This is a genomic window from Endozoicomonas sp. G2_2, assembly GCF_017744135.1.
Classification (GTDB): Bacteria; Pseudomonadota; Gammaproteobacteria; order Nevskiales; family Salinisphaeraceae; genus Salinisphaera.
The window spans coordinates 124305-143095 of the sequence record NZ_JAGHQU010000002.1; the positions used below are offsets into that span (position 1 = coordinate 124305).

Sequence of the window (18791 nt, forward strand, 5' to 3'; positions counted from 1 at the left end):
ATACGCAAGGCGCTGCGGCAGGCCGGCGCCGAGCGGGCCGGGCTCGTTTCACGGCCAGGTCGTTCAGCGCGCGGGGCGGATGGGCGTGCTCTCGCTTAAGAATCCCTTCCACGACGCCGAGGTGCGCCCGCACCAGCGCGCGGTTCTGCGCGCGCTGCTGTGGTTCACCTGTTCCGCCGTGCTGCTGTTCGCGGTCATGCATTTGTACATCGGCGACACCTGGCTCGCGGTCGCGGAGCTGTGTCTGGTCGGCTATGCCGCGCTGTTGTTGTACGTGCTTCAGGAAATGGATCGTCTGCGCACGCGCAGCCTGCTGTTCATCGTGCCGTTCTTCGTGGTCATGATGTATGCGCTGGCGTCACCGGAAAACGGTCTGACCGTTTTCGTCTGGGTACTGCTCGTGCCGCTGCTGTCGCATCTGTTGCTCGGCCGCTGGCAGGGCATGCTGGTGGCGATGGTGTTCATGATGTGCGCCGGCGTGATCTTCGTGTTCAAGTTCGAGATGACCCCCGGCATGCCGGGTCTGATCGAAGTCGTGCACATCAGCCTCTGTGCGATCGCGATCTTCGGGTTTTCCTATGTCTACGAGGTCAGCCGGGAGCGCACCGAAGAAGAACTCCGGCGGCTGGCGCTCGTCGACCCGCTGACCGGGCTGCCCAATCGCACGCGCTTTCGTGACGTGTTCGCCCGCGAACGCCAAAGATACCTGCGTCACAAGACGCCGCTGTCGCTGCTGGTGGTCGACGTGGATCATTTCAAACGGGTCAACGACACGCTAGGCCACGACGCGGGCGACATGGCGTTGCGGTTCGTGGCGGATATTCTCAGCGGCCGGATTCGCAAGACCGATATCGCCGGGCGTCTTGGCGGCGAGGAATTCGGCATCCTGCTCTCCGGCGCGGATATCGACTACGCGCGGCCGGTCGCGGTGATGCTGCGCGACCGCGTGCGGTTACGGCCATTTCGCTATCACGGCCAGGATATCGCGCTGTCGGTGAGCATCGGGATCGCGGAACTCGGCCGCGACGGGCTCGATTTTCGCAGCGTGTTCGCGCACGCCGATCGGCGCCTTTACGAGGCCAAGGCGTCGGGGCGCAACCGGGTGGTCGGCTGATTGCGGCCGATACTCGGCGCGCTATTCGAGCGCTTCGTAGCACTCCGGGTGAAAACGCGGCGTGCAGATCGCGTGAAAAACCAGATCCTGGTCGCCGATGTTTCGTATGCGCTGGCGTACGCCAGCCGGGATGAGCACCACGTCGCCCGGGCCGACCGCCGCCGGTGGGCGGTCGCCGACTTCGACTTCGCCGCGGCCGCGCGTGATCAGATAACGCTCGACCGTGCCGCGCAGGCGATGCCAGGCGGTGGTGCCGCCGACCGCGACGCGCGCCCGGGCGATGGACACGGCCGGATCGGCCTCGTGGTTCGAGATTTCCAGAATCGCGCAGCGTTCGGCGGTGTCGAACTCGCTGCAAGCCGCTTCGTATCGCACTTGCGGGCGCATGCGGACCTCATCAAACGTGATATTCTTGCGTCTCGATCGCCGCGACAGGGTTTGCGGCGATCGAGGCTCACAACTTCATGTGACCACGGTACACAAAACAGCGCGTGATATCGGGAGAGACCGGCCAGTCGGCCGGCGCCGAAGGAGCAACCGCCCCGGAAACTCTCAGGCATCAGGGACCGGTATCACCCCATATTCCGAAGAGCTGCCGATGCATTCGTCCATCGGCGCACCGAAGGAGCAAGCGGTACGGCCTGGCGGTACCGCGAATCTCTCAGGTCCAGAAACGGAGGGGCATTCCCTGCCCACGAATTGCAGGGACTCGAAAGCTCGACGTTATCGGATAGAGAGTCATGAACCAGATTGCAGTCATTGGCGGTGGCATCACGGGCGTCACCACGGCCTACGCGCTGATCACGCGGGGTCACGATGTCACCCTCTACGATCGCAACCGCTACGCCGCGATGGAGACATCGTTCGCGAACGGCGGCCAGTTGTCGGCCTCGAACGCGGAGGTGTGGAACCACTGGCCGATGATCTTCAAGGGGTTGAAGTGGATGCTGCGCAACGACGCGCCGCTGCTGGTCAACCCCAAGCCCTCCTGGCACAAGCTGTCGTGGTTCTTCGAGTTCATGGCGGCCATCCCGCAGTACGAGAAGAACACGACCGAGACCGCGCGCATGGCGATCGAGGCGCGCGATTACCTGTTCTCCTGGGCCGAGCGCGAAAACGTGGATTTCGACGTGAAGCGCAAGGGCATTCTGCACATCTACCGCAACCGAGCCGGCTACCGGCACGCCGAGAAGGTATCGCGGCTGCTTGCCGCGGGCGGGCTCGAGCGCCAGCCGGTCACGCCGGAAGAGATGCGCGCCATCGAACCGACGCTTGCCGGTAATTATTACGGCGGTTTCTTCACCGAAAGCGATTCGACCGGCGATATTCACAAATTCACCAACGGCCTGGCCGCAGCGGCGGAGCGTCACGGCGCGCGGTTTCGCTACAACCATTCGGTGGAAAGCGTGCGCTCGGACGGTCGGCGCATTCATATCGCCGCCTACGAAAACGATCTACCAGAAGATCGGCATGCCGCAACCTTCGACCAGGTGGTGGTCTGTGCCGGCACGGGCAGCCGCCATATCGCCGCGCAGCTCGGCGATCGCGTGAACGTCTACCCGGTGAAGGGATATTCCATCACCGTGGATCTCGAGGACGAGGCCTCGCGGTCGGCCGCGCCGGAAGTCAGCCTGCTCGACGACGAGACCAAGCTGGTGAGCAGCCGGCTGGGGCCCGACCGTTTCCGGGTAGCGGGCACGGCAGAGTTCAACGGCTTCAACCGCGATATACGCGCCGACCGTATCGAACCGCTGGTCGACTGGGTCAACCAGTGTTTCCCGGGGGTGAGTACGCGCCACGTGGTGCCCTGGGCGGGCCTGCGGCCGATGATGCCGAACATGATGCCCAAGGTGGGCCGCGGCCGCGCGCCGAACGTGTTCTACAACACCGGCCACGGACACCTGGGCTGGACGCTGTCGGCGCTGACGGCAGACACCATTGCCAACGTGATCGACCCGCAACCGGTCGATACCGCGCGCTAGCCGTTCCACGGACTCGCGCTGATCTGCAGGCGCCCCGAGAAGCCGGGCGCCGGCGGATTGGCACTCTGCCTGTCGAAACCCAGCACAATCTCGAAATGAAGCGAACCGTCCGCGGCGATTGTCAGGTCGTCGCCAGCGATTTTCTTCGGCGCGCGCCGCGGGGCATGCCGCGACGCCAGTCCGTAGCTGATCGATAACGGTGTCTGGCGGGGGCGTATTTCGAAGGTGAGCGTCTCGTCGAAGATGTAGTCGCCCGGATAGTGCTCGTCGAACCAGAAGGCGTTGTCGATCTCGTAGGCGGGGACCTGAATCGCGAGGCGCAGCTGAAAGGCCAGCGCGCGGTCGTGGCTTTCCGGCATTTTCGCGCCCTCATGCAGATAGCCGGTAAACAGGTAGAGCGGATCGTGCCCGTGCACCAGTTCATCGTAGTTCTTCATCAGCGCCGAACTCTGATCGAAACGCCGCTGGTGTAGGAAATAGCGGGCACCGCGTACCGCGGCCTCGGTTTCGATGTAGTAGGCCGCATTCACCCGGTGGCGACCCGTGGCGCCGCCCACGGCTTTCTCGATGGCCGGGGGCAGGGTGATCGCATCGATGACGAGTCTGGCGTCGACGCGAAACTGGCCGAACAGGAATCGCCGCAGGTTCTGGTATCCCTCTTCGCTGTTGACCAGCCCGTAGGCGCCGCTATGGCTGCGATGCACGAACGCGCGCGGCGCGCCGCTCACCGCGGCGTTGCCGATCATCACCAGGCCGTCACTCATTGGCCCGGTGCCCTTGCGCGCAAGGCCGAAGAAAGCCGTGTAATCGTTGTAGTTCGTGCCGATGCAGCAGAAAAAGCGCTCGGGCGGGAAGTGGCCGTCGAGCGTATCGACACGTGCAGGCTGGCCGTCGATGGCCAGATACCGGGCCATGTCGCCGCGGTTGAAGGTATCGGCTTCGAGCGCGCGGGTCAGACCCAGGTCGGGCACGTTGAGCCCGCGAATATCGATGCCGTTGTGCGGCGTGCCATAGGTGAAGACCTTGTCGACTAGGCTGGCGCCCGGCAGGCCGAGCTGCGCGTCGAGCGCCTTGTCGCCGCTGCCGTGAATGCACACGTTCTGCAGGTAGCAGCGGCTGATCAGCCCGCCCATGGAGTGGGCCACGAGATAGACCTGGAATTGCTCGCGCGCCTGCGGATCGTCGCCGCAGACCTTGTCGCGCACGCTCAGAATGAAACGCCGCAAGTCGGTGGCGAATACCACCATCTGTCGCCGTTTGCCGTCGCCCAAATCGTTGGACGACGGCTCGTAGTAACGAAAGATCCAGACGCTGCGCGCCGGCGCTGCGCCCTTGACGTAGTCGCCGTCGCGGTAGGTGTCGATATAGTCTTCATCCTTCATCAGCCGCAGCAGCGGCGATTCGAAGATGAAGCGATTGATCTTGCCGTCATGGTCCTGGCGGCTTTTGGTCGCCCCCAGATTGAAGCCCATGTAGGGCGTGGCGACGGTGTCTTCGATCTCGCCGTCCGTGGCCGCATAGCCCCGCACGTAGATGATCGGAAAATAGGGCGGCTCGACGGTCGGCATGCGCGGCTCCCCAAGGCTTCGCCGGGCGTGCGTGGTGCGCGACCGTGCGATGGCGGCATTCATCCCCTGCGGTTTAATTAGCACCGGCGTTGCGATCGCGCAATTGGTTCGTGGCGACGCCCGTGTGGCGGGATCGTGAAATTCTTCGCGTGGGCGTGCGTGTTGCGCACTGCTGTCCTGCCGATACGCGTTAGAATATGCGCCCGCGCCGTTCGGCGCGGTAGTTCCCCGGGCGCACGTTGGCGCCCCGCGCTCGCAGGCAACGCATGGCCGCCTCTCCCCAAGACGATTCCAACCCGGTCGCTTTCCGCGACCTGGGCCTTTCCGACGCCGTGATGGCCGGTCTGTCGGAGGTTGGCTATGAAACGCCGTCGCCGATCCAGGCCGCGACGATCCCGCCGCTGCTCGCGGGGCGCGATGTGCTCGGCCAGGCCCAGACCGGTACCGGCAAGACCGCGGCGTTCGCGCTACCCATTCTGTCGCGCCTGCGCAGCGGTGGCCGCGGACAGGGGCCGCAGGCGCTCGTGCTAACGCCCACGCGCGAGCTGACGATCCAGGTCGCGGAAGCCTTTCAGCGCTATGCCAGCCATGTGGACGGATTCACCGTGCTGCCGATCTACGGCGGCCAGAGCTATGGCCCACAGTTGTCCGCGCTCAAGCGCGGTGTCGATGTGGTGGTCGGCACGCCCGGCCGTGTGATGGATCACATCAAGCGCGGCACGCTGCGGCTCGGGAACCTGGGCTGGATGGTGCTCGACGAAGCCGACGAAATGCTGCGCATGGGGTTCATCGACGACGTCGAATGGATTTTCGAACAGACGCCGGCCGAACGTCAGGTGGCGCTGTTTTCGGCGACCATGCCGTCGGCGATCCGGCGCATCGCGAAGACGCATCTCAAGGCGCCACAGGAAGTCACCATTCAGGCGAAGACCACGACCGCGGTCAACATCCGCCAGCGCTACTGGATCGTCGGCGGCGGCACCAGCAAGCTCGACGCGCTTACGCGGCTGCTCGAGGCCGAGCCTTTCGACGCGATGATCGTATTCGCGCGCACCAAGAAGGCGACCGATGAACTTGCCGAACGGCTGTCCGCGCGCGGCCATGCCTGTGCTGCGCTCAACGGCGATATCGCCCAAACCCAGCGCGAGCGCACCGTCGCGCGCCTGAAGAACCGCCAGCTCGATATCCTGGTGGCCACCGACGTGGCGGCCCGCGGCCTGGACGTCGAGCGAATCAGCCACGTCATCAATTTTGATATTCCGCACGACACCGAGTCGTATGTGCATCGCATCGGCCGGACCGGTCGCGCCGGGCGCGAGGGCGACGCCATCCTGTTCGTGACGATGCGCGAAAAGCGGCTGTTCAAGGCCATCGAGCGCGCCACGCGCCAGTCGATCGAGCCGATGGATCTGCCCAGCGTGGCCGAAGTCAACGAGCAGCGGGTCGCGCGTTTCAAGCAGCGCATCACCGACACATTGAACAGCGCGGAGCTCGATACGTTCCGGCGGCTGATCGATGAATACCGCGCGGAGCAGAACGTCGAGCTCGAAGAGCTCGCGCCGGTGCTCGCCTATATGGCGCAGGGCGACGAGCCGTTGATGCTCGACACGTCGAAGAAAAAGCCATCGAGCGCGGCCGCCGGCCCCTCTACGGACAAGGCGGCGGGCCGAAACGCTGCGTTCACGGACGGCGATCTGGAAACCTTCCGGATCGAGGTCGGGCGCGCGCACGGTGTCGAGCCGCGCAATATCGTCGGCGCGATCGCCAACGAGGCCGGCGTGGACAGCAAGCATATCGGGCGTATCGATATTCGCGACGAATTCAGCCTGGTGGATCTGCCCAAGGGCATGCCGAAGGAGATCTTCGAGCATCTGAAAACGGTCTGGGTGGCCAATCGACAGCTGGCCATCAGCCGCGATCAAGGCGCGCCGCCGGCGCCGCCCGCCGGGCGTCGGAAGAAACCGAAAACGCCGAAGACGAAAAAACCGGTAAAGAGCAAGGCAGGCAAGGCCAAGCCCAAATCGAAGCGGAAAGCCGGAAAGCAACCGGCCGGCGGGGCAGGCTGACCGCGTTTCCTTTCTCGCTCGTATCGGGATGCCCGCCCGGACATAACGCCTGGCGATGTTGTCTGGCGGCGGTTGTACAGCGCGGCCGGGCGCCCCATGCTTCCGGCATCTTCACGGATTGCCAGACCGCGAACGGAGCATAGCGTGACCGCCGACTCGAACCATCTCTCTGCAACCCATATCGATATCGGCGGGGTGGCCCTGCCACGCGACGAGCTTGTCGAGGTGCTGCCGGATATCGCGCGATTCGAACAGCACTTGCCCGACGCGCTTGCTGTCGACAAGGCCATGCGCGAAGGCGATGGATCGGTCCCCGATTATGTGCGCGCCTGGCCTCAGCCGCGTATCGAGGCCGTGGTGACCACGCTCAAGGAAATCGGCAGCCTGCGCGAGCAGGCCGGCGAGCAGATCAAGGCGCATCGCCAGAAATCCGATCGTTGAAGCGAAACCCGCGAGGCCCACTCGACTCGTCGGTTCTCGGAACGCAGAGTTCCAGAAATGATACCCCTGGATACAAAGCGGCAAAATCGGTTATAGCCAAGTAAGTTATAGGTGCTGCTGCACAAATAGCCCGTTTGCGCTTTTGCCGCCGAGGTTGGCAAAAGCACACTTAACGCGATATTTGCCGGCCAGATAAGGGGCGACCGTTTGGTGTAATCGCTAGCCGCGCCGTCGAAAATTCAAGAATCCGTTGTGAAAAACTTCCCCGAAGGCATGGTTTGATCTGGATTATCGTCATGGGCAAGGCGCGAATCGCGCGCAAGCCCGCGAACGATAACAGCACCGGACGATACCGGCGCGTAATGCGAGGGGATAGAATCCATTGCGGCGTAATGGATCGTGCCCGGAGGACCGCGGTGTGACGGACAATGGCGCGCGTGACGACGCGCTTCAGCGGATCCAGTACATGATCGCGCATGACGCGCCGTTGGAGCATACGCTCGCGGCGATCTGCGAAATGATCGAGTCCCAGCTTTCCGAAGCGATGAGCTCGCTCATGCTTTTCGACTGGGAGTCGCAGACCCTGCGTTTCCGGGCCGGCGGGGGGCGGCTGCCCGAGCGCTTTCGCAACGCGGCGGCCCAGGTGCCCGTTGGGCCGGCCTCAGCGATCTGTGGCACAGCCGCGCATCGACGCCAGGTCGTGATCTGCGCGGACATCCTTGCAGACCCCAACTGCGCGGGATATCACGACCTCTGCACGGAACTCGACATTCGCGCGGGATGGTCGTACCCGCTGTTCACGAAAGAAGACGAACTGCTCGGCACGTTCGCGATCTATCAACGCACAACCGGCGCGCCCGACGATACGGAACGTGCGCCCATCGAGCGTGCTGCGGGGTTGGTCGCGCTCGCGATCGAGCGCCACCGTGACCGGCGTGCGCTGCTGGAAAGCGAGCAGCGTTATCGCTCGCTGTTCACGCACAACCCCGATGCCGTGTTCTCGCTCGATAAGGATGGGTTTCTACGCAGCGTCAACGAAGCGGCCTGCGATATCACCGGCGTGCCCGAGGCGGATCTCATCGGTCTTCATTATCGGGATTTCGTCGTCGAAGACGATGTGTCCAGGACCGATCGCTTCTTCGAGGCCGCCGCGAAAGGCGAGCCGCAGCGCTACGAAATACAGATCACCGATGCACGCGGCGAAACACGCGTGCTCGACGTCACCAATCTTCCCAGCATGGTCGACGGCGCCGTTGCCGGCGTGTACGGCATCGCGAAGGACATCACGCGGCGCCGGGCGCAGGAGACCGAGCTGCGGATTCTCCAGCGCAGTGTGGAAACCACGGTCAACGGCGTTGTGATCGCGGACGCGGGCCTGCCCGATTTTCCCCTCATCTACGTCAACAAACCTTTCGAGCGCATGACCGGCTACCGGCGCGACGAGGTGCTCGGGCGAAACTGTCGTTTCCTCAGGGGGCCGGACACCGATCCCAGGGCCCTTGCGCTGATCCGCCAGCGGGTGAGCGAATCGCGCGATGTCCGGGTGACGCTGCTCAATTATCGAAAGGACGGCAGCACCTTCTGGAACGACATGTTCGTGTCCCCGGTGACCGCCGATGCCGGCCAGCTGACCCATTTCGTGGGTATTCAGCACGACGTGACGGCGCAGAAGGCGCATGAGGAGGATCTAGCGCATCAGGCGAGCCACGAACCGTTGACCGGGCTGCCCAACCGCGGCCTGCTCGAAAAGCGGCTGCAGACGGCGTTCGTTCAGGCCCATCGCGACGCGACGCTGATCGCGCTGCTTTATATCGATCAGGATGAATTCAAGCCGGTTAACGACACGCTGGGTCACGGCGTGGGCGACAAGCTTCTCAACGCAGTGGCACGGCGTCTTTCCGGCATACTCGCGCCCGGCGACACACTAGCTGACGTGGGCGGCGACGAGTTCGTGATGCTGCTGCCCCGCATCGACGAACCGGCGCAGGCGCTCGCCGTGGCCGAGCGGGCGCTGGCCGTGCTCGACAAGCCGCACCGGATCGACAACCACGAGGTTCATGTCACCGCGAGTATCGGCATCGCGATCAACGACCAGAGTGCCGAACACCCGAATGCACTCATCCAGCATGCCGACATGGCGATGTATCTGGCCAAGCGCCAGGGTCGCAACACCTATCACTGGTACACGCAAGAGATCACGGCGACGATGAACGAGCGCGTGAGCATGCGTCGTGAACTTCACGATGCACTGACACAAGCCGAGTTCACGTTGCATTACCAGCCCCTTATCGAAGCCGCATCCGGCGCGGTGGAAGGTTTCGAGGCCCTGATCCGCTGGGCGCATCCAACACGCGGCATGGTGTCGCCGGTGACCTTCATCCCGCTTGCCGAACAGACCGGACAGATCATCCCCATCGGCGAGTGGGTCATGCACCGGGCTTGCCGCGATATCGTCGCGCTCAACCGGCATCACGGTACGGCCTACTCGGTCGCGGTGAACATATCGCCGGTGCAGTTCCACGGCCGCAATTTCCTGGGCAGCCTCCTCGAGACGCTGGAGGAAACCGGGCTTGCGACCTCGCTGCTCAAGATCGAGCTCACCGAGGGGGTGCTGATGGAGAACACCGACGCGGCAATCGACATTCTGCGCACGCTGCGGCGCATGGGCGTCGATGTGTTCATCGACGACTTCGGGACCGGGTTCTCCAGTCTGAGTTATCTCAAGCACCTGCCGATCAACAAGGTGAAGATCGACCGGACATTCACCCGCGACATCACCCGCAACGCCGGGGACGCGGCCATCGCCCAGGGCATCATCACGATGGCGCATCACCTCGGGCTCGAAGTGGTTGCCGAGGGTATCGAAACCGGCGCGCAGCATCTGTTTCTGCTCGAACGCGGTTGCGATCTGTTTCAGGGCTATCTGTTCGCCCGGCCCATGCCGTTCGATACGCTCACGCGCTATCTCCAGGAGCAGACGCCGGTCACGACCTCGTCCGGATAAGTCGCGACTTGTCGGCAGGCCAGCGGCGGGTCGAAGTCCCGTCGGACTTCTGGAGGCCGTGGCACGCGGGTGAGTCGGTGGCGCAGCTCGCGCCCTGGTAATAACGCGCGCATCGGTTCGCGTCGATCCGGCGGCTCGTGCAAACGCCAACTTTCGTTTACGCTCGAAGAGCCGACGGCTATCGCATCCTGCGGGCGCGGCCATCGAGGTAGAGCCGAGATGAGCGGGACGTATCGCTACACCCTGGGCGATCGAACCTACCGGTTCGCCCATCTTGCCGAGGTCATGGCCAAGGCCAGCCCGGCGCGCTCCGGCGACCGACTGGCAGGGGTCATCGCCGAGTCCGCCGAGGAACGCGTCGTCGCCCAGATGGTGCTCGCCGAGCTGCCGCTCAAGACCTTCCTCAACGAGGCGCTCGTCGCCTACGAGGACGACGAGATCACGCGGCTCATCGTCGATGATCACGATGCATCGGCCTTCGAAACCATCGCGCACCTGACCGTCGGTGATTTTCGCAATTGGCTGTTGAGCGACGACAGTACGCCCGAGGTGCTCGAAAAGCTGCGGCCGGGAATCACGCCGGAAATGGCGGCCGCGGTGAGCAAGATCATGCGGAATCAGGACCTGATCCTCGTCGCGCGCAAATGCCGCGTGACAACTGCCTTTCGCAGCACGATCGGCCTGGCCGGGCACATGTCGACACGGCTGCAACCCAATCACCCCACCGACGACACCACCGGCATCGCCGCGAGCATTCTCGACGGTCTTTTATACGGCAACGGGGACGCCGTGATCGGCATCAACCCGGCGACAGACAATGTGGCCCAATCGGTCAAGCTCATGCGTCTGCTCGACGAGGTGATTTGCAAGTACGAGATCCCGACCCAGTCCTGCGTGCTGACCCACGTCACGAACACCATGGAGGCGATCGAACAGGGCGCGCCGGTCGATCTCGTGTTTCAGTCGATCGGCGGCACCGAGGCGACCAATAGCAGTTTCGGCTTCGGCCTGAAGGATCTCGCGGAGGCCGAGTCGGCCGCGCAATCGCTGGGCCGCGGCACCGTCGGTAACAACGTGATGTACTTCGAAACCGGTCAGGGCAGTTCGCTCTCGGCCGATGCCCATCACGGCCTCGACCAGCAGACCTGCGAAGCACGCGCCTATGCCGTGGCGCGCAAGTTCAAGCCGCTGCTTGTGAATACGGTGGTCGGCTTCATCGGCCCCGAGTATCTGTTCGACGGCAAGGAGATCATCCGTGCCGGTCTGGAAGACCATTTCTGCGGCAAGCTGCTCGGCGTGCCCATGGGCTGCGACGTCTGCTACACGAACCACGCCGAAGCCGATCAGAACGATATGGACAACTTGCTCACGCTGCTCGGCGTGGCCGGCTGCAACTTCATCATGGGCATTCCCGGCTCGGACGACATCATGCTCAACTACCAGACGACGTCGTTTCACGACGCGCTCTACGCACGGCGCGCGCTCGATCTGCGGCTGGCGCCGGAGTTCGAGGCCTGGCTCGAACGCATGCAGATCATGCGCGATGCCGACCGCCACGTGCTGCACGAGCAGATGCCGCCGTCCTTTGCCCGCTCGCTCGAGAATCTGCCAGGCGGTGCCGACCATGGCTGATCCAACCGACCGGTCCGACTCACAATCCGACGTCACGAAAGCCGACCCTGCGTCGCGTCGCGAGGCAGGCGTCGTCGACAATCCCTGGCGCGCGCTGCGCGATTTCACCGACGCCCGCATCGGCCTGGGGCGCGCAGGGGTCAGCCTGCCGACCGACGAAATGCTCGCGTTTCAGCTGGCCCATGCCCAGGCGCGGGATGCGGTGCACCTGCCGCTCGATGTCGATAGCCTCTGCGACGGCCTGAACGATATCGTCGATTCTGCGGGCGGCGATGGCACAACCGAGCCGCTGCGCCTGCACAGCCAGGCGTCGGACCGTATCACCTATCTGCAACGCCCCGATCTGGGGCGCCGGCTCGACGACGCGTCGCACAAGGCACTGGGCGACGGCGCGGACGCCGCGCAGAAGACGTGTGATCTCGCAATCGTGGTCGTGGATGGGCTGTCCTCGCGTGCCGTGCAGGCCCATGCCGCGCCGTTCGTGAAAGCACTCGCGTCCGCACTCGCGCAAGACGCGGAGCACTGGGCGCTCGCCCGGTTGTGTGTCGTCGAGCAGGGGCGTGTCGCCATCGGCGACGAGATCGGGGCGTTACTCAACGCGCGCGCGGTGCTGGTCCTGATCGGCGAGCGGCCGGGGTTGAGTTCACCGGACAGCCTCGGGCTGTATCTCACCTGGAATCCGAAACCTGGCACGACCGATGCTTTGCGTAACTGCATATCCAACGTGCGGCCCGCGGGCCTGCAGCTGGACGAGGCGAGCCGTCGTGCGCTGTATCTGTTGCGCGAGGCGCGCCGACTCGAACTGTCTGGCGTGAAGCTCAAGGACCGTAGCGACTCGAACGTTATCGAACACGACAGCGAGCCGGGCAATTTCCTGATTTCCTAGAAATCCATAAAGCGAGGTACGGTCATGGCGGCAGAAGGACTGGACGACGACTATCTGGCCAAACGCCAGCTCCGCCGTGGCACGGCCGGATGGGTGCTGCTTGCCGGTCTTGGCGTGTCTTATGTCATCTCCGGGGATTTCGCCGGCTGGAACTTCGGCATCGCGGAAGCCGGCTGGGGCGGTTTCGCCATTGCCGCGGCCTTGATGGCCTTGATGTATTTCACGCTCGTCCTGTCGCTTGCCGAGATGTCGGCCGCCATTCCGGCCGCCGGCGGCGGCTACAGCTTCGCCCGTCAGGCCATGGGGCCGGCCGGGGGATATCTCACCGGGCTCGCCGTGCTCATCGAGTATGCGCTCGCGCCGGCGGCGATCGTCATCTTCATCGGGGCCGCGGTGGAGGAACTGCTGGGGGTGAACGGCCCGGTGGTGTATGCCGTCTTCTATGCCGTGTTCATCGCCATTCATCTTGCCGGTGTCGGCGAAGCGCTGAAAGTCATGATGGTCATCAGCGGCCTCGCGGTTTTCGCGATTCTCGCGACCGCCATCGCACTGATCGGCGATTTCGATACCGCCAACCTGTTCGACATGGCAACCACCGATGCGGTCGGCGCATCGAGCTTTCTGCCGATGGGCTGGTATGGTGTATGGGCAGCGTTGCCTTTCGGCATGTGGCTTTTCCTCGCGGTGGAAGGGGTTCCGCTGGCGGCAGAGGAGGCCAAGAACCCGGCCCGCGATGTGCCCAAGGGCATTATCGGCGCAATGATCTTCCTGCTGGGAACGGCAGTGCTCGTGCTGTTTCTGCTCGCTGGTGCGGCGGGCGCCCAGGCGATCGGCGAGAGCGGCGTGCCGCTGGTGACCGCGCTCAAGGAAAGCGGCAGCGAAACGCTGGGCACGGTCGTCAATGTGCTCGGCCTTGCCGGGCTGATCGCCTCTTTCTTCTCGATCATCTACGGCTACAGTCGTCTCGTTTTCGCGCTCTCGCGCGCGGGCTACCTGCCGCAGTTTCTGTCGCTGACGAGTTCCCGCAAGGCGCCGTCCTGGGCCTTGATCGTGCCCGGCGTACTGGGATTCCTCGTGTCGTTGAGCGGCGCGGGTGATCTGATTCTGGGCATGGCCGTTGTCGGCGCGACACTGTCCTACGCGCTCATGGCCCTGAGCCATATCCTGCTGCGCGTGAATCAGCCGCAGCTCGAGCGGCCGTACCGCACGCCCGGTGGCATCGTGACTTCGGGGATTGCGCTCGTGCTGTCGCTGGTCGCGCTGACCGGCGTCTATGCATTCGATCCGCGGGCGTTTGGCTACACGCTGATCCTGTTTGCTGTCGGCGCGGCGTATTTCTTTCTTTTCAGCCGGCATCATCTGGTCGCCAAGACGGCCGAGGAAGAATTCGCGCTACTCGCGCGGGCGGAATCGGATCTTGACGGCGAGGGCGCGGCAGAGGGTTCGAGCTAGCTACAGGGCGCCGCGCGTCGCCGTGAGGGCTTATGCGCGCCGGCTCAGTGGCGTGTCGGCCGTTTTGCGAGCAGCTGATCCAACTTCTGCGCAAAGGCGTGACGATCGTTCGGGTGAAGCGGTGGCGGGCCGCCGGTATCCACGCCCGCGCCCCGCAGGCTGTCCATGAAGTCGCGCATGTTCAGACGTGCCTTGACGTTGTCATGCGTATAGAGTTCGCCGCGTGGACTGAGCGCCAGCGCGCCACGTTCGACGGCTTCGGCGGCCAGCGGTATGTCCGCGGTGATCACGAGGTCGCCCGCCGCGACACGTTTGACGATCTCGTTGTCCGCGACGTCAAAGCCCGCAGCCACCTGGATGGCCGCGATGTTTGGCGATCGCGGCACGCGGATCGGCTGGTTCGCGACCAGCGTCAGCGTCATGCCGGTGCGGCGCGCGGCGCGAAAGAGAATGTCCTTGATGACGCCGGGGCAGGCGTCGGCATCGACCCAGATGTTCATAAGACGCTCGTTGGCGCTTATGCCGCAGGCACGCGGCAGACTTGTGTATGGCTTGCGGCATGGTCACGGCTATGGAAAAGCCATACCGGCCGTGTCGTTACGCCAGCAGTCAGCCGCGCAATTATCGGGTACGCAAAGATGGGAATGGGGCGGTTCGGCACCGCCTCCGCCACATGTCGGAAAGCATTGACGAGTAGATTCCCGCCTCCGACGGAGCACGGGATTTCGCTGCTGCTCCCCGACATGCAGTGGTTTTGAATCGCTAGGATTCGGTGCTGTTGCATCGATCGGTCACGTGCAGGGGCAGATCGCCGGGCGATCCGTCCGGTGTGCCTGCCACGAAAATGTAGCAGGGCAACCGCGATGCATGGGTCTTAAACCGCGACCACCTTGTTGGCGCACGGTCCTTTTCTGCCTTCGCCGACTTCGAACTCGACCGCCTGGCCGTCTTCGAGGGTGGCAAAGCCGCCGCCGTTCTGAATTTCAGAGTGGTGTACGAAAAGGTCCTTGCTGCCATCCTCGGGAGCGATGAAGCCATAGCCCTTTTCGGAGCTGAACCACTTAACGGTGCCTTTGGCCATAATTTTCTCTTTGCTTGATCGAACTGATTGATTGCAGATTTCTGCGCCAACAGTGTAGCGGTCGGCCCGGCGCAACGCGAAGGAAACCATCAGCAAGCCTGTCGCAACAATTGCAGCAGCGGACTGATCCGCCTTGGAGAATCCCGCTAGATTGCAGGCAACCGGGTGAAGAATCACTCCCATGCCAGATACCTAGGGCCGGCCACACCCGTCATGCGCCACAGCAGACGTGGCGCAACCCGATTGTTTGAATCCGCGCTGCCTCACCGGGTTCCGTGCCTGGCCGGCGGGCGGGCCGCGCCCAAATCCCGCCCGCGGTCGTCATCGCGCGGGCCGCGTGACTAACGAGGCTGGGCATTAAAGCGAAACGCGCGCGCCGCCGATAGGTCTGCGTCCAGCGAACCGAAAGCCAGTGGAAACCGTTGCCATGTCGAATGCGCGCTACGCGGAAATCGAGGCACCGCAAGCAATTGCCGATGCCTTTGTCGACCTGACACGCAACGCGCACGAAGTGACCCTGCGTTTCGACGGCACACTGATTCATTATCCGATCAGCGTGATGACCGTCGATCGGGTACTCGGCCGATGTCTGCTCGATATCACGGGTATCGGGGACCTCAATCGTATGCTCGGCGCCGACCGGTGGTTCGTGCTGCACGCGCGCCAGGCATCCGCCGTCATGCAGACGAGCGCGATGCGAACCGTCGAGGTCCTGCAACGCTCGACCCGCCTCGGCCTGCGCTGCGAGCTGCCGGGTCAGATCACGTTTCTCAAGCGGCGCAGCTATTTCCGCGCGGCGCTGGGGCAGGGGATGCGCGTGGCCGTCCTGTTGCGTGATTCGCGCGGAAACGAATGGAAGGCCACCCTGCACGACCTGTCCATTGGCGGCTGCTTGTTGAGTCTGCCGGCGGACGACGTCCACGGCCTCGAGTTCGGCGATGTGCGCTACCGGGCGCGTGCCTGCTTTCCCAATGGCGAAACCTTCGAGGCCGCAAGCCAACTCAGCCACAGCCATATCGATACCGACGCGCAGCGGGCCTATATCGGCGTGAGTTTCGATATCGGCCTCGAGAAGGAGTCGCGGGACGTTTGGTTCTATGTGCGCGAAGTCGAGCGGGAGCAGGCGCGCCAGGCAAGCGCGCGACCGGAGATGCGCCCGCTCGCAGCGTCGCGCCTGTTCGAGGCCGACGGCGACATGCCTGCCGTCTGATCGGCCGCCCATGGCTCGGTCTTCGGGCGTTGAGCCCTTGCGCACGAAGCGGTCCGGGCGATCGTCTGCGCTCAAGAATCGTGTGACGCGGCCGATCTATAGGCAACGACCTGTGCTGCGGTCGGCGCCACGGCGTACTTCCGGTCGCCGACGCACGCACCAGGTCGATCATGCCGCGGTTTCTTGGCTGAACACGTCCCGCGTGATGCGTTCATCGAGATAGGAGCGACGATCTTGGGCATCGATTACATGTTCGGTACCTACGACTACCGGGTCACGGCGCTGGCCATCGTCGTGGCAATCCTGGCGTCCTATACCGCGCTCGATCTGGTCGGTCGCGTCAGCGCTTCGCGCACCCGTGATGCCTACGCCTGGCTTGCCGCGGGCGCGGTCTGCATGGGCACGGGTATCTGGTCGATGCATTTCATCGGCATGCTCGCCTTCGATCTGCCGATCGAAATGGGGTACGACTTCGAGATTACGGCGCTGTCGTGGGTGATGGCCGTGATCGCCTCCTCGATCGCGCTGCTGGTCGCCAGCCGCAGCCAGATGTCGCGCGCGCGCTTGATCCTCGGCGCCGTGTTCATGGCGGCCAGTATCGCGGGCATGCATTACACCGGCATGGCCGCCATGCTCATGGAGCCCGGTATCGTCTACGACCCGCTCTGGGTCGTGCTGTCGCTGCTGGTTGCCCTCGGCGTGTCCGGCGCGGCGCTGTGGATCGCGTTTGTACTGCGCGACGCGAGCCGTCTGCGCGGTTTTGCCGGCAAGGCGACAGCCGCGGTGGTCATGGGCGCTGCGATCGTGGGCATGCACTACACCGGCATGGTCGCCGCGCAGTTTCCCATCGGCAGTATCTGCGGCGCGGCGTCGCAGCTCGACAGTGAGTGGCTGGCCACGCTCGTCGGCGCCTGCACAATTCTGCTGCTCGGGACCGCGTTGACCGCGGCGGCGCTGGATCGACGGCTGGAAAACCATACCGCGCAGCTGGTGCGCTCGCTCAGCCAGGCCAATTCGAATCTGCGCCATGCCAGTCGTCACGATCCGCTGACCAATCTGGCGAACCGCAACCTGCTGCACGAGACCATCGAGGACGCGCTCGCGCGCTGGCGCGAACACGACGAGCCGTTCGCGGTGATCTATGTGGACCTCGACGGTTTCAAGGTCATCAACGACCAGCTTGGCCATGATGCCGGCGATGTGCTGCTCAAGCGCGCGGCTGCCGCCATGACGGCGGTTGTACGCCATAGCGACACGGTCGCCCGCATGGGCGGCGACGAGTTCATTCTCGTGCTCGAAGGTGTGTCGTCACGCGCGGGGATCGCGCAGATCTGCGAAAAGCTGCTCGATGCGGTCGCTCATATCCAGCAGGGGACCACGAGCTTGTCGGCCAGTATCGGTTCGGCCACATGCCCCGACGACGGGACGAAACTATCGGATCTGGTGACCGCGGCCGATGTCGCCATGTACATGGCCAAGAACAAGGGCAAGAACTGCTACCAGCCCTATCACGGCGACATGGCCACGCGTATCGCCGAGGAATATGCCGTCCAGGAGGATCTGCGGGGCGCGATCCGGGACGGCGAACTGGTGGTCCACTACCAGCCCAAATATTCGACGCGTGACCGCCAGCTTACCGGCGCCGAGGCACTGGTGCGCTGGCAGCATCCCGAAAAAGGGATGATCCCGCCCGACAAGTTCATCGGCATCGCCGAGCGCACGGGCTTGATCAACGATCTCGAAAGCTGGGTGCTGGATTCGGTCTGCGCCCAGATACGGCGCTGGCTGGATCAGGGGCTCACCGTGCCGCCGATCTCGGTGAATCTCTCCGCGATTCGCATTCACAACGAGGATCTGCCGGAGCGTACGCAGGCCTGCCTCGAACAGCACAACGTCGATGCCGGGTATCTCATGTTCGAGATCACCGAATCGCTGGCGGTACGCGAGATTCTGCGGGCGGTCGAGGCCCTCAAACGCTTCAGCGCGATGGGAGTGCGCGTGGCCCTCGACGATTTCGGCACCGGGCACTCGAGTCTGTCTTACCTTCGCCAGCTGCCGATCCAGCAGCTGAAGATCGACCGCTCCTTCATCAAGGATCTCGGCAGCTGCGACGGCGATCATGTCGAGATCGTGCGTTCCATCATCGGGCTCGCGCATGCCCTGCGGCTGCGGGTGGTTGCCGAGGGCGTCGAGACTGAAGAGCAGATGGCATTTCTCGACAGTCTGAACTGCGACGAGGTGCAGGGTTTTCTCTTGAGCCGACCCGTACCTGTCGAGGATTTCGGCAATATCATCGCCCGCCAGTCAGCGCGCGAAGGACGGGCGACGATTCACCTGCTGCCGGGGGCCTGATAG

Annotated in this window: 14 protein-coding genes and 1 riboswitch; of the genes, 10 read left to right on the forward strand and 4 right to left on the reverse strand. The window is 64.0% G+C overall.

The genetic code is table 11. The features are described 5' to 3' along the window. Nucleotides 1-85 precede the first annotated feature (85 nt). Nucleotides 86-1114 carry a GGDEF domain-containing protein gene (locus tag J7355_RS17975; protein ID WP_209059756.1) on the forward strand — a complete coding sequence of 343 codons (1029 nt, stop codon included), beginning with the start codon at nt 86-88 and terminating at the stop codon, nt 1112-1114. 21 nt (nt 1115-1135) lie between these two features. Here the strand turns inward: J7355_RS17975 and J7355_RS02795 are convergent, their stop codons facing one another. Next, the gene (locus tag J7355_RS02795; RefSeq protein ID WP_209059757.1) at nt 1136-1501 is read right to left on the reverse strand and encodes a cupin domain-containing protein; all 366 of its coding nucleotides are present in this window, start codon (nt 1499-1501) and stop codon (nt 1136-1138) included. Between the two features lie 101 nt (nt 1502-1602). After that, nucleotides 1603-1693, forward strand: a riboswitch (glycine riboswitch). A 161-nt stretch (nt 1694-1854) separates the two neighbouring features. Here J7355_RS02795 and J7355_RS02800 point away from each other — a divergent pair. Next, on the forward strand, nt 1855-3096 hold the full coding sequence (locus tag J7355_RS02800) for a D-amino acid dehydrogenase (RefSeq protein WP_209059759.1): 1242 nt from the start codon (nt 1855-1857) through the stop codon (nt 3094-3096). Here J7355_RS02800 and J7355_RS02805 read toward each other — a convergent pair. Next, nucleotides 3093-4664 carry a hypothetical protein gene (locus J7355_RS02805; protein WP_209059761.1) on the reverse strand — a complete coding sequence of 524 codons (1572 nt, stop codon included), beginning with the start codon at nt 4662-4664 and terminating at the stop codon, nt 3093-3095. The two genes, J7355_RS02800 and J7355_RS02805, sit on opposite strands and share 4 nt — an antisense overlap. A gap of 266 nt (nt 4665-4930) precedes the next feature. Here J7355_RS02805 and J7355_RS02810 point away from each other — a divergent pair, with 266 nt between their 5' ends. The 6 genes from J7355_RS02810 (at nt 4931) to eat (ending at nt 14145) form a co-directional block, all read left to right on the forward strand. Next, nucleotides 4931-6730 (forward strand): DEAD/DEAH box helicase, encoded by a 1800-nt coding sequence (locus J7355_RS02810; protein ID WP_209059765.1) that lies wholly within the window; start codon nt 4931-4933, stop codon nt 6728-6730. 144 nt (nt 6731-6874) lie between these two features. Continuing rightward, nucleotides 6875-7171: a hypothetical protein gene (locus tag J7355_RS02815; protein WP_209059768.1), complete on the forward strand. Its 297-nt coding sequence runs from the start codon at nt 6875-6877 to the stop codon at nt 7169-7171. Between the two features lie 418 nt (nt 7172-7589). Next, nucleotides 7590-10175, forward strand: coding sequence for an EAL domain-containing protein (locus J7355_RS02820; RefSeq protein WP_348522989.1), 2586 nt, complete (start codon nt 7590-7592; stop codon nt 10173-10175). A gap of 219 nt (nt 10176-10394) precedes the next feature. Then, the gene (locus tag J7355_RS02825) at nt 10395-11807 is read left to right on the forward strand and encodes an ethanolamine ammonia-lyase subunit EutB (RefSeq protein ID WP_209059771.1); all 1413 of its coding nucleotides are present in this window, start codon (nt 10395-10397) and stop codon (nt 11805-11807) included. Continuing rightward, the gene (gene eutC, locus J7355_RS02830) at nt 11800-12693 is read left to right on the forward strand and encodes an ethanolamine ammonia-lyase subunit EutC (RefSeq protein ID WP_209059774.1); all 894 of its coding nucleotides are present in this window, start codon (nt 11800-11802) and stop codon (nt 12691-12693) included. The genes J7355_RS02825 and eutC overlap by 8 nt, the downstream gene beginning before the upstream one ends. 24 nt (nt 12694-12717) lie before the next feature. Next, nucleotides 12718-14145, forward strand: a complete 1428-nt coding sequence (gene eat / locus J7355_RS02835) for an ethanolamine permease (protein ID WP_209059775.1) — start codon at nt 12718-12720, stop codon at nt 14143-14145. 44 nt (nt 14146-14189) lie between these two features. On the opposite strand, the gene J7355_RS02840 is transcribed toward eat, so the two are convergent. Together J7355_RS02840 and J7355_RS02845 are read right to left on the reverse strand one after the other, a co-directional pair. Beyond that, the gene (locus tag J7355_RS02840; protein ID WP_209059776.1) at nt 14190-14645 is read right to left on the reverse strand and encodes a YaiI/YqxD family protein; all 456 of its coding nucleotides are present in this window, start codon (nt 14643-14645) and stop codon (nt 14190-14192) included. A 374-nt stretch (nt 14646-15019) separates the two neighbouring features. Continuing rightward, a complete protein-coding gene (locus J7355_RS02845; RefSeq protein ID WP_209060148.1) occupies nt 15020-15226 on the reverse strand; it encodes a cold-shock protein in 207 nt (68 codons plus the stop codon). Between the two features lie 412 nt (nt 15227-15638). Between J7355_RS02845 and J7355_RS17980 the strand changes: the two genes are divergently transcribed. Both J7355_RS17980 and J7355_RS02855 read left to right on the forward strand, forming a co-directional pair. After that, nucleotides 15639-16436 carry a PilZ domain-containing protein gene (locus J7355_RS17980; RefSeq protein ID WP_209059777.1) on the forward strand — a complete coding sequence of 266 codons (798 nt, stop codon included), beginning with the start codon at nt 15639-15641 and terminating at the stop codon, nt 16434-16436. Nucleotides 16437-16670: 234 nt separating this feature from the next. Further along, nucleotides 16671-18788, forward strand: a complete 2118-nt coding sequence (locus J7355_RS02855; protein ID WP_209059778.1) for an EAL domain-containing protein — start codon at nt 16671-16673, stop codon at nt 18786-18788. The last annotated feature ends 3 nt before the right edge of the window (nt 18789-18791 follow it).

Coding starts and splice junctions, on each gene's coding strand:
- J7355_RS02795 (WP_209059757.1), bottom strand. CDS start 1,501: ATGCGCCCGCAAGTGCGATACGAAGCGGCTTGCAGCGAGTTCGACACC.
- J7355_RS02800 (WP_209059759.1), top strand. CDS start 1,855: ATGAACCAGATTGCAGTCATTGGCGGTGGCATCACGGGCGTCACCACG.
- J7355_RS02805 (WP_209059761.1), bottom strand. CDS start 4,664: ATGCCGACCGTCGAGCCGCCCTATTTTCCGATCATCTACGTGCGGGGC.
- J7355_RS02810 (WP_209059765.1), top strand. CDS start 4,931: ATGGCCGCCTCTCCCCAAGACGATTCCAACCCGGTCGCTTTCCGCGAC.
- J7355_RS02825 (WP_209059771.1), top strand. CDS start 10,395: ATGAGCGGGACGTATCGCTACACCCTGGGCGATCGAACCTACCGGTTC.
- eutC (WP_209059774.1), top strand. CDS start 11,800: ATGGCTGATCCAACCGACCGGTCCGACTCACAATCCGACGTCACGAAA.
- eat (WP_209059775.1), top strand. CDS start 12,718: ATGGCGGCAGAAGGACTGGACGACGACTATCTGGCCAAACGCCAGCTC.
- J7355_RS02840 (WP_209059776.1), bottom strand. CDS start 14,645: ATGAACATCTGGGTCGATGCCGACGCCTGCCCCGGCGTCATCAAGGAC.
- J7355_RS02845 (WP_209060148.1), bottom strand. CDS start 15,226: ATGGCCAAAGGCACCGTTAAGTGGTTCAGCTCCGAAAAGGGCTATGGC.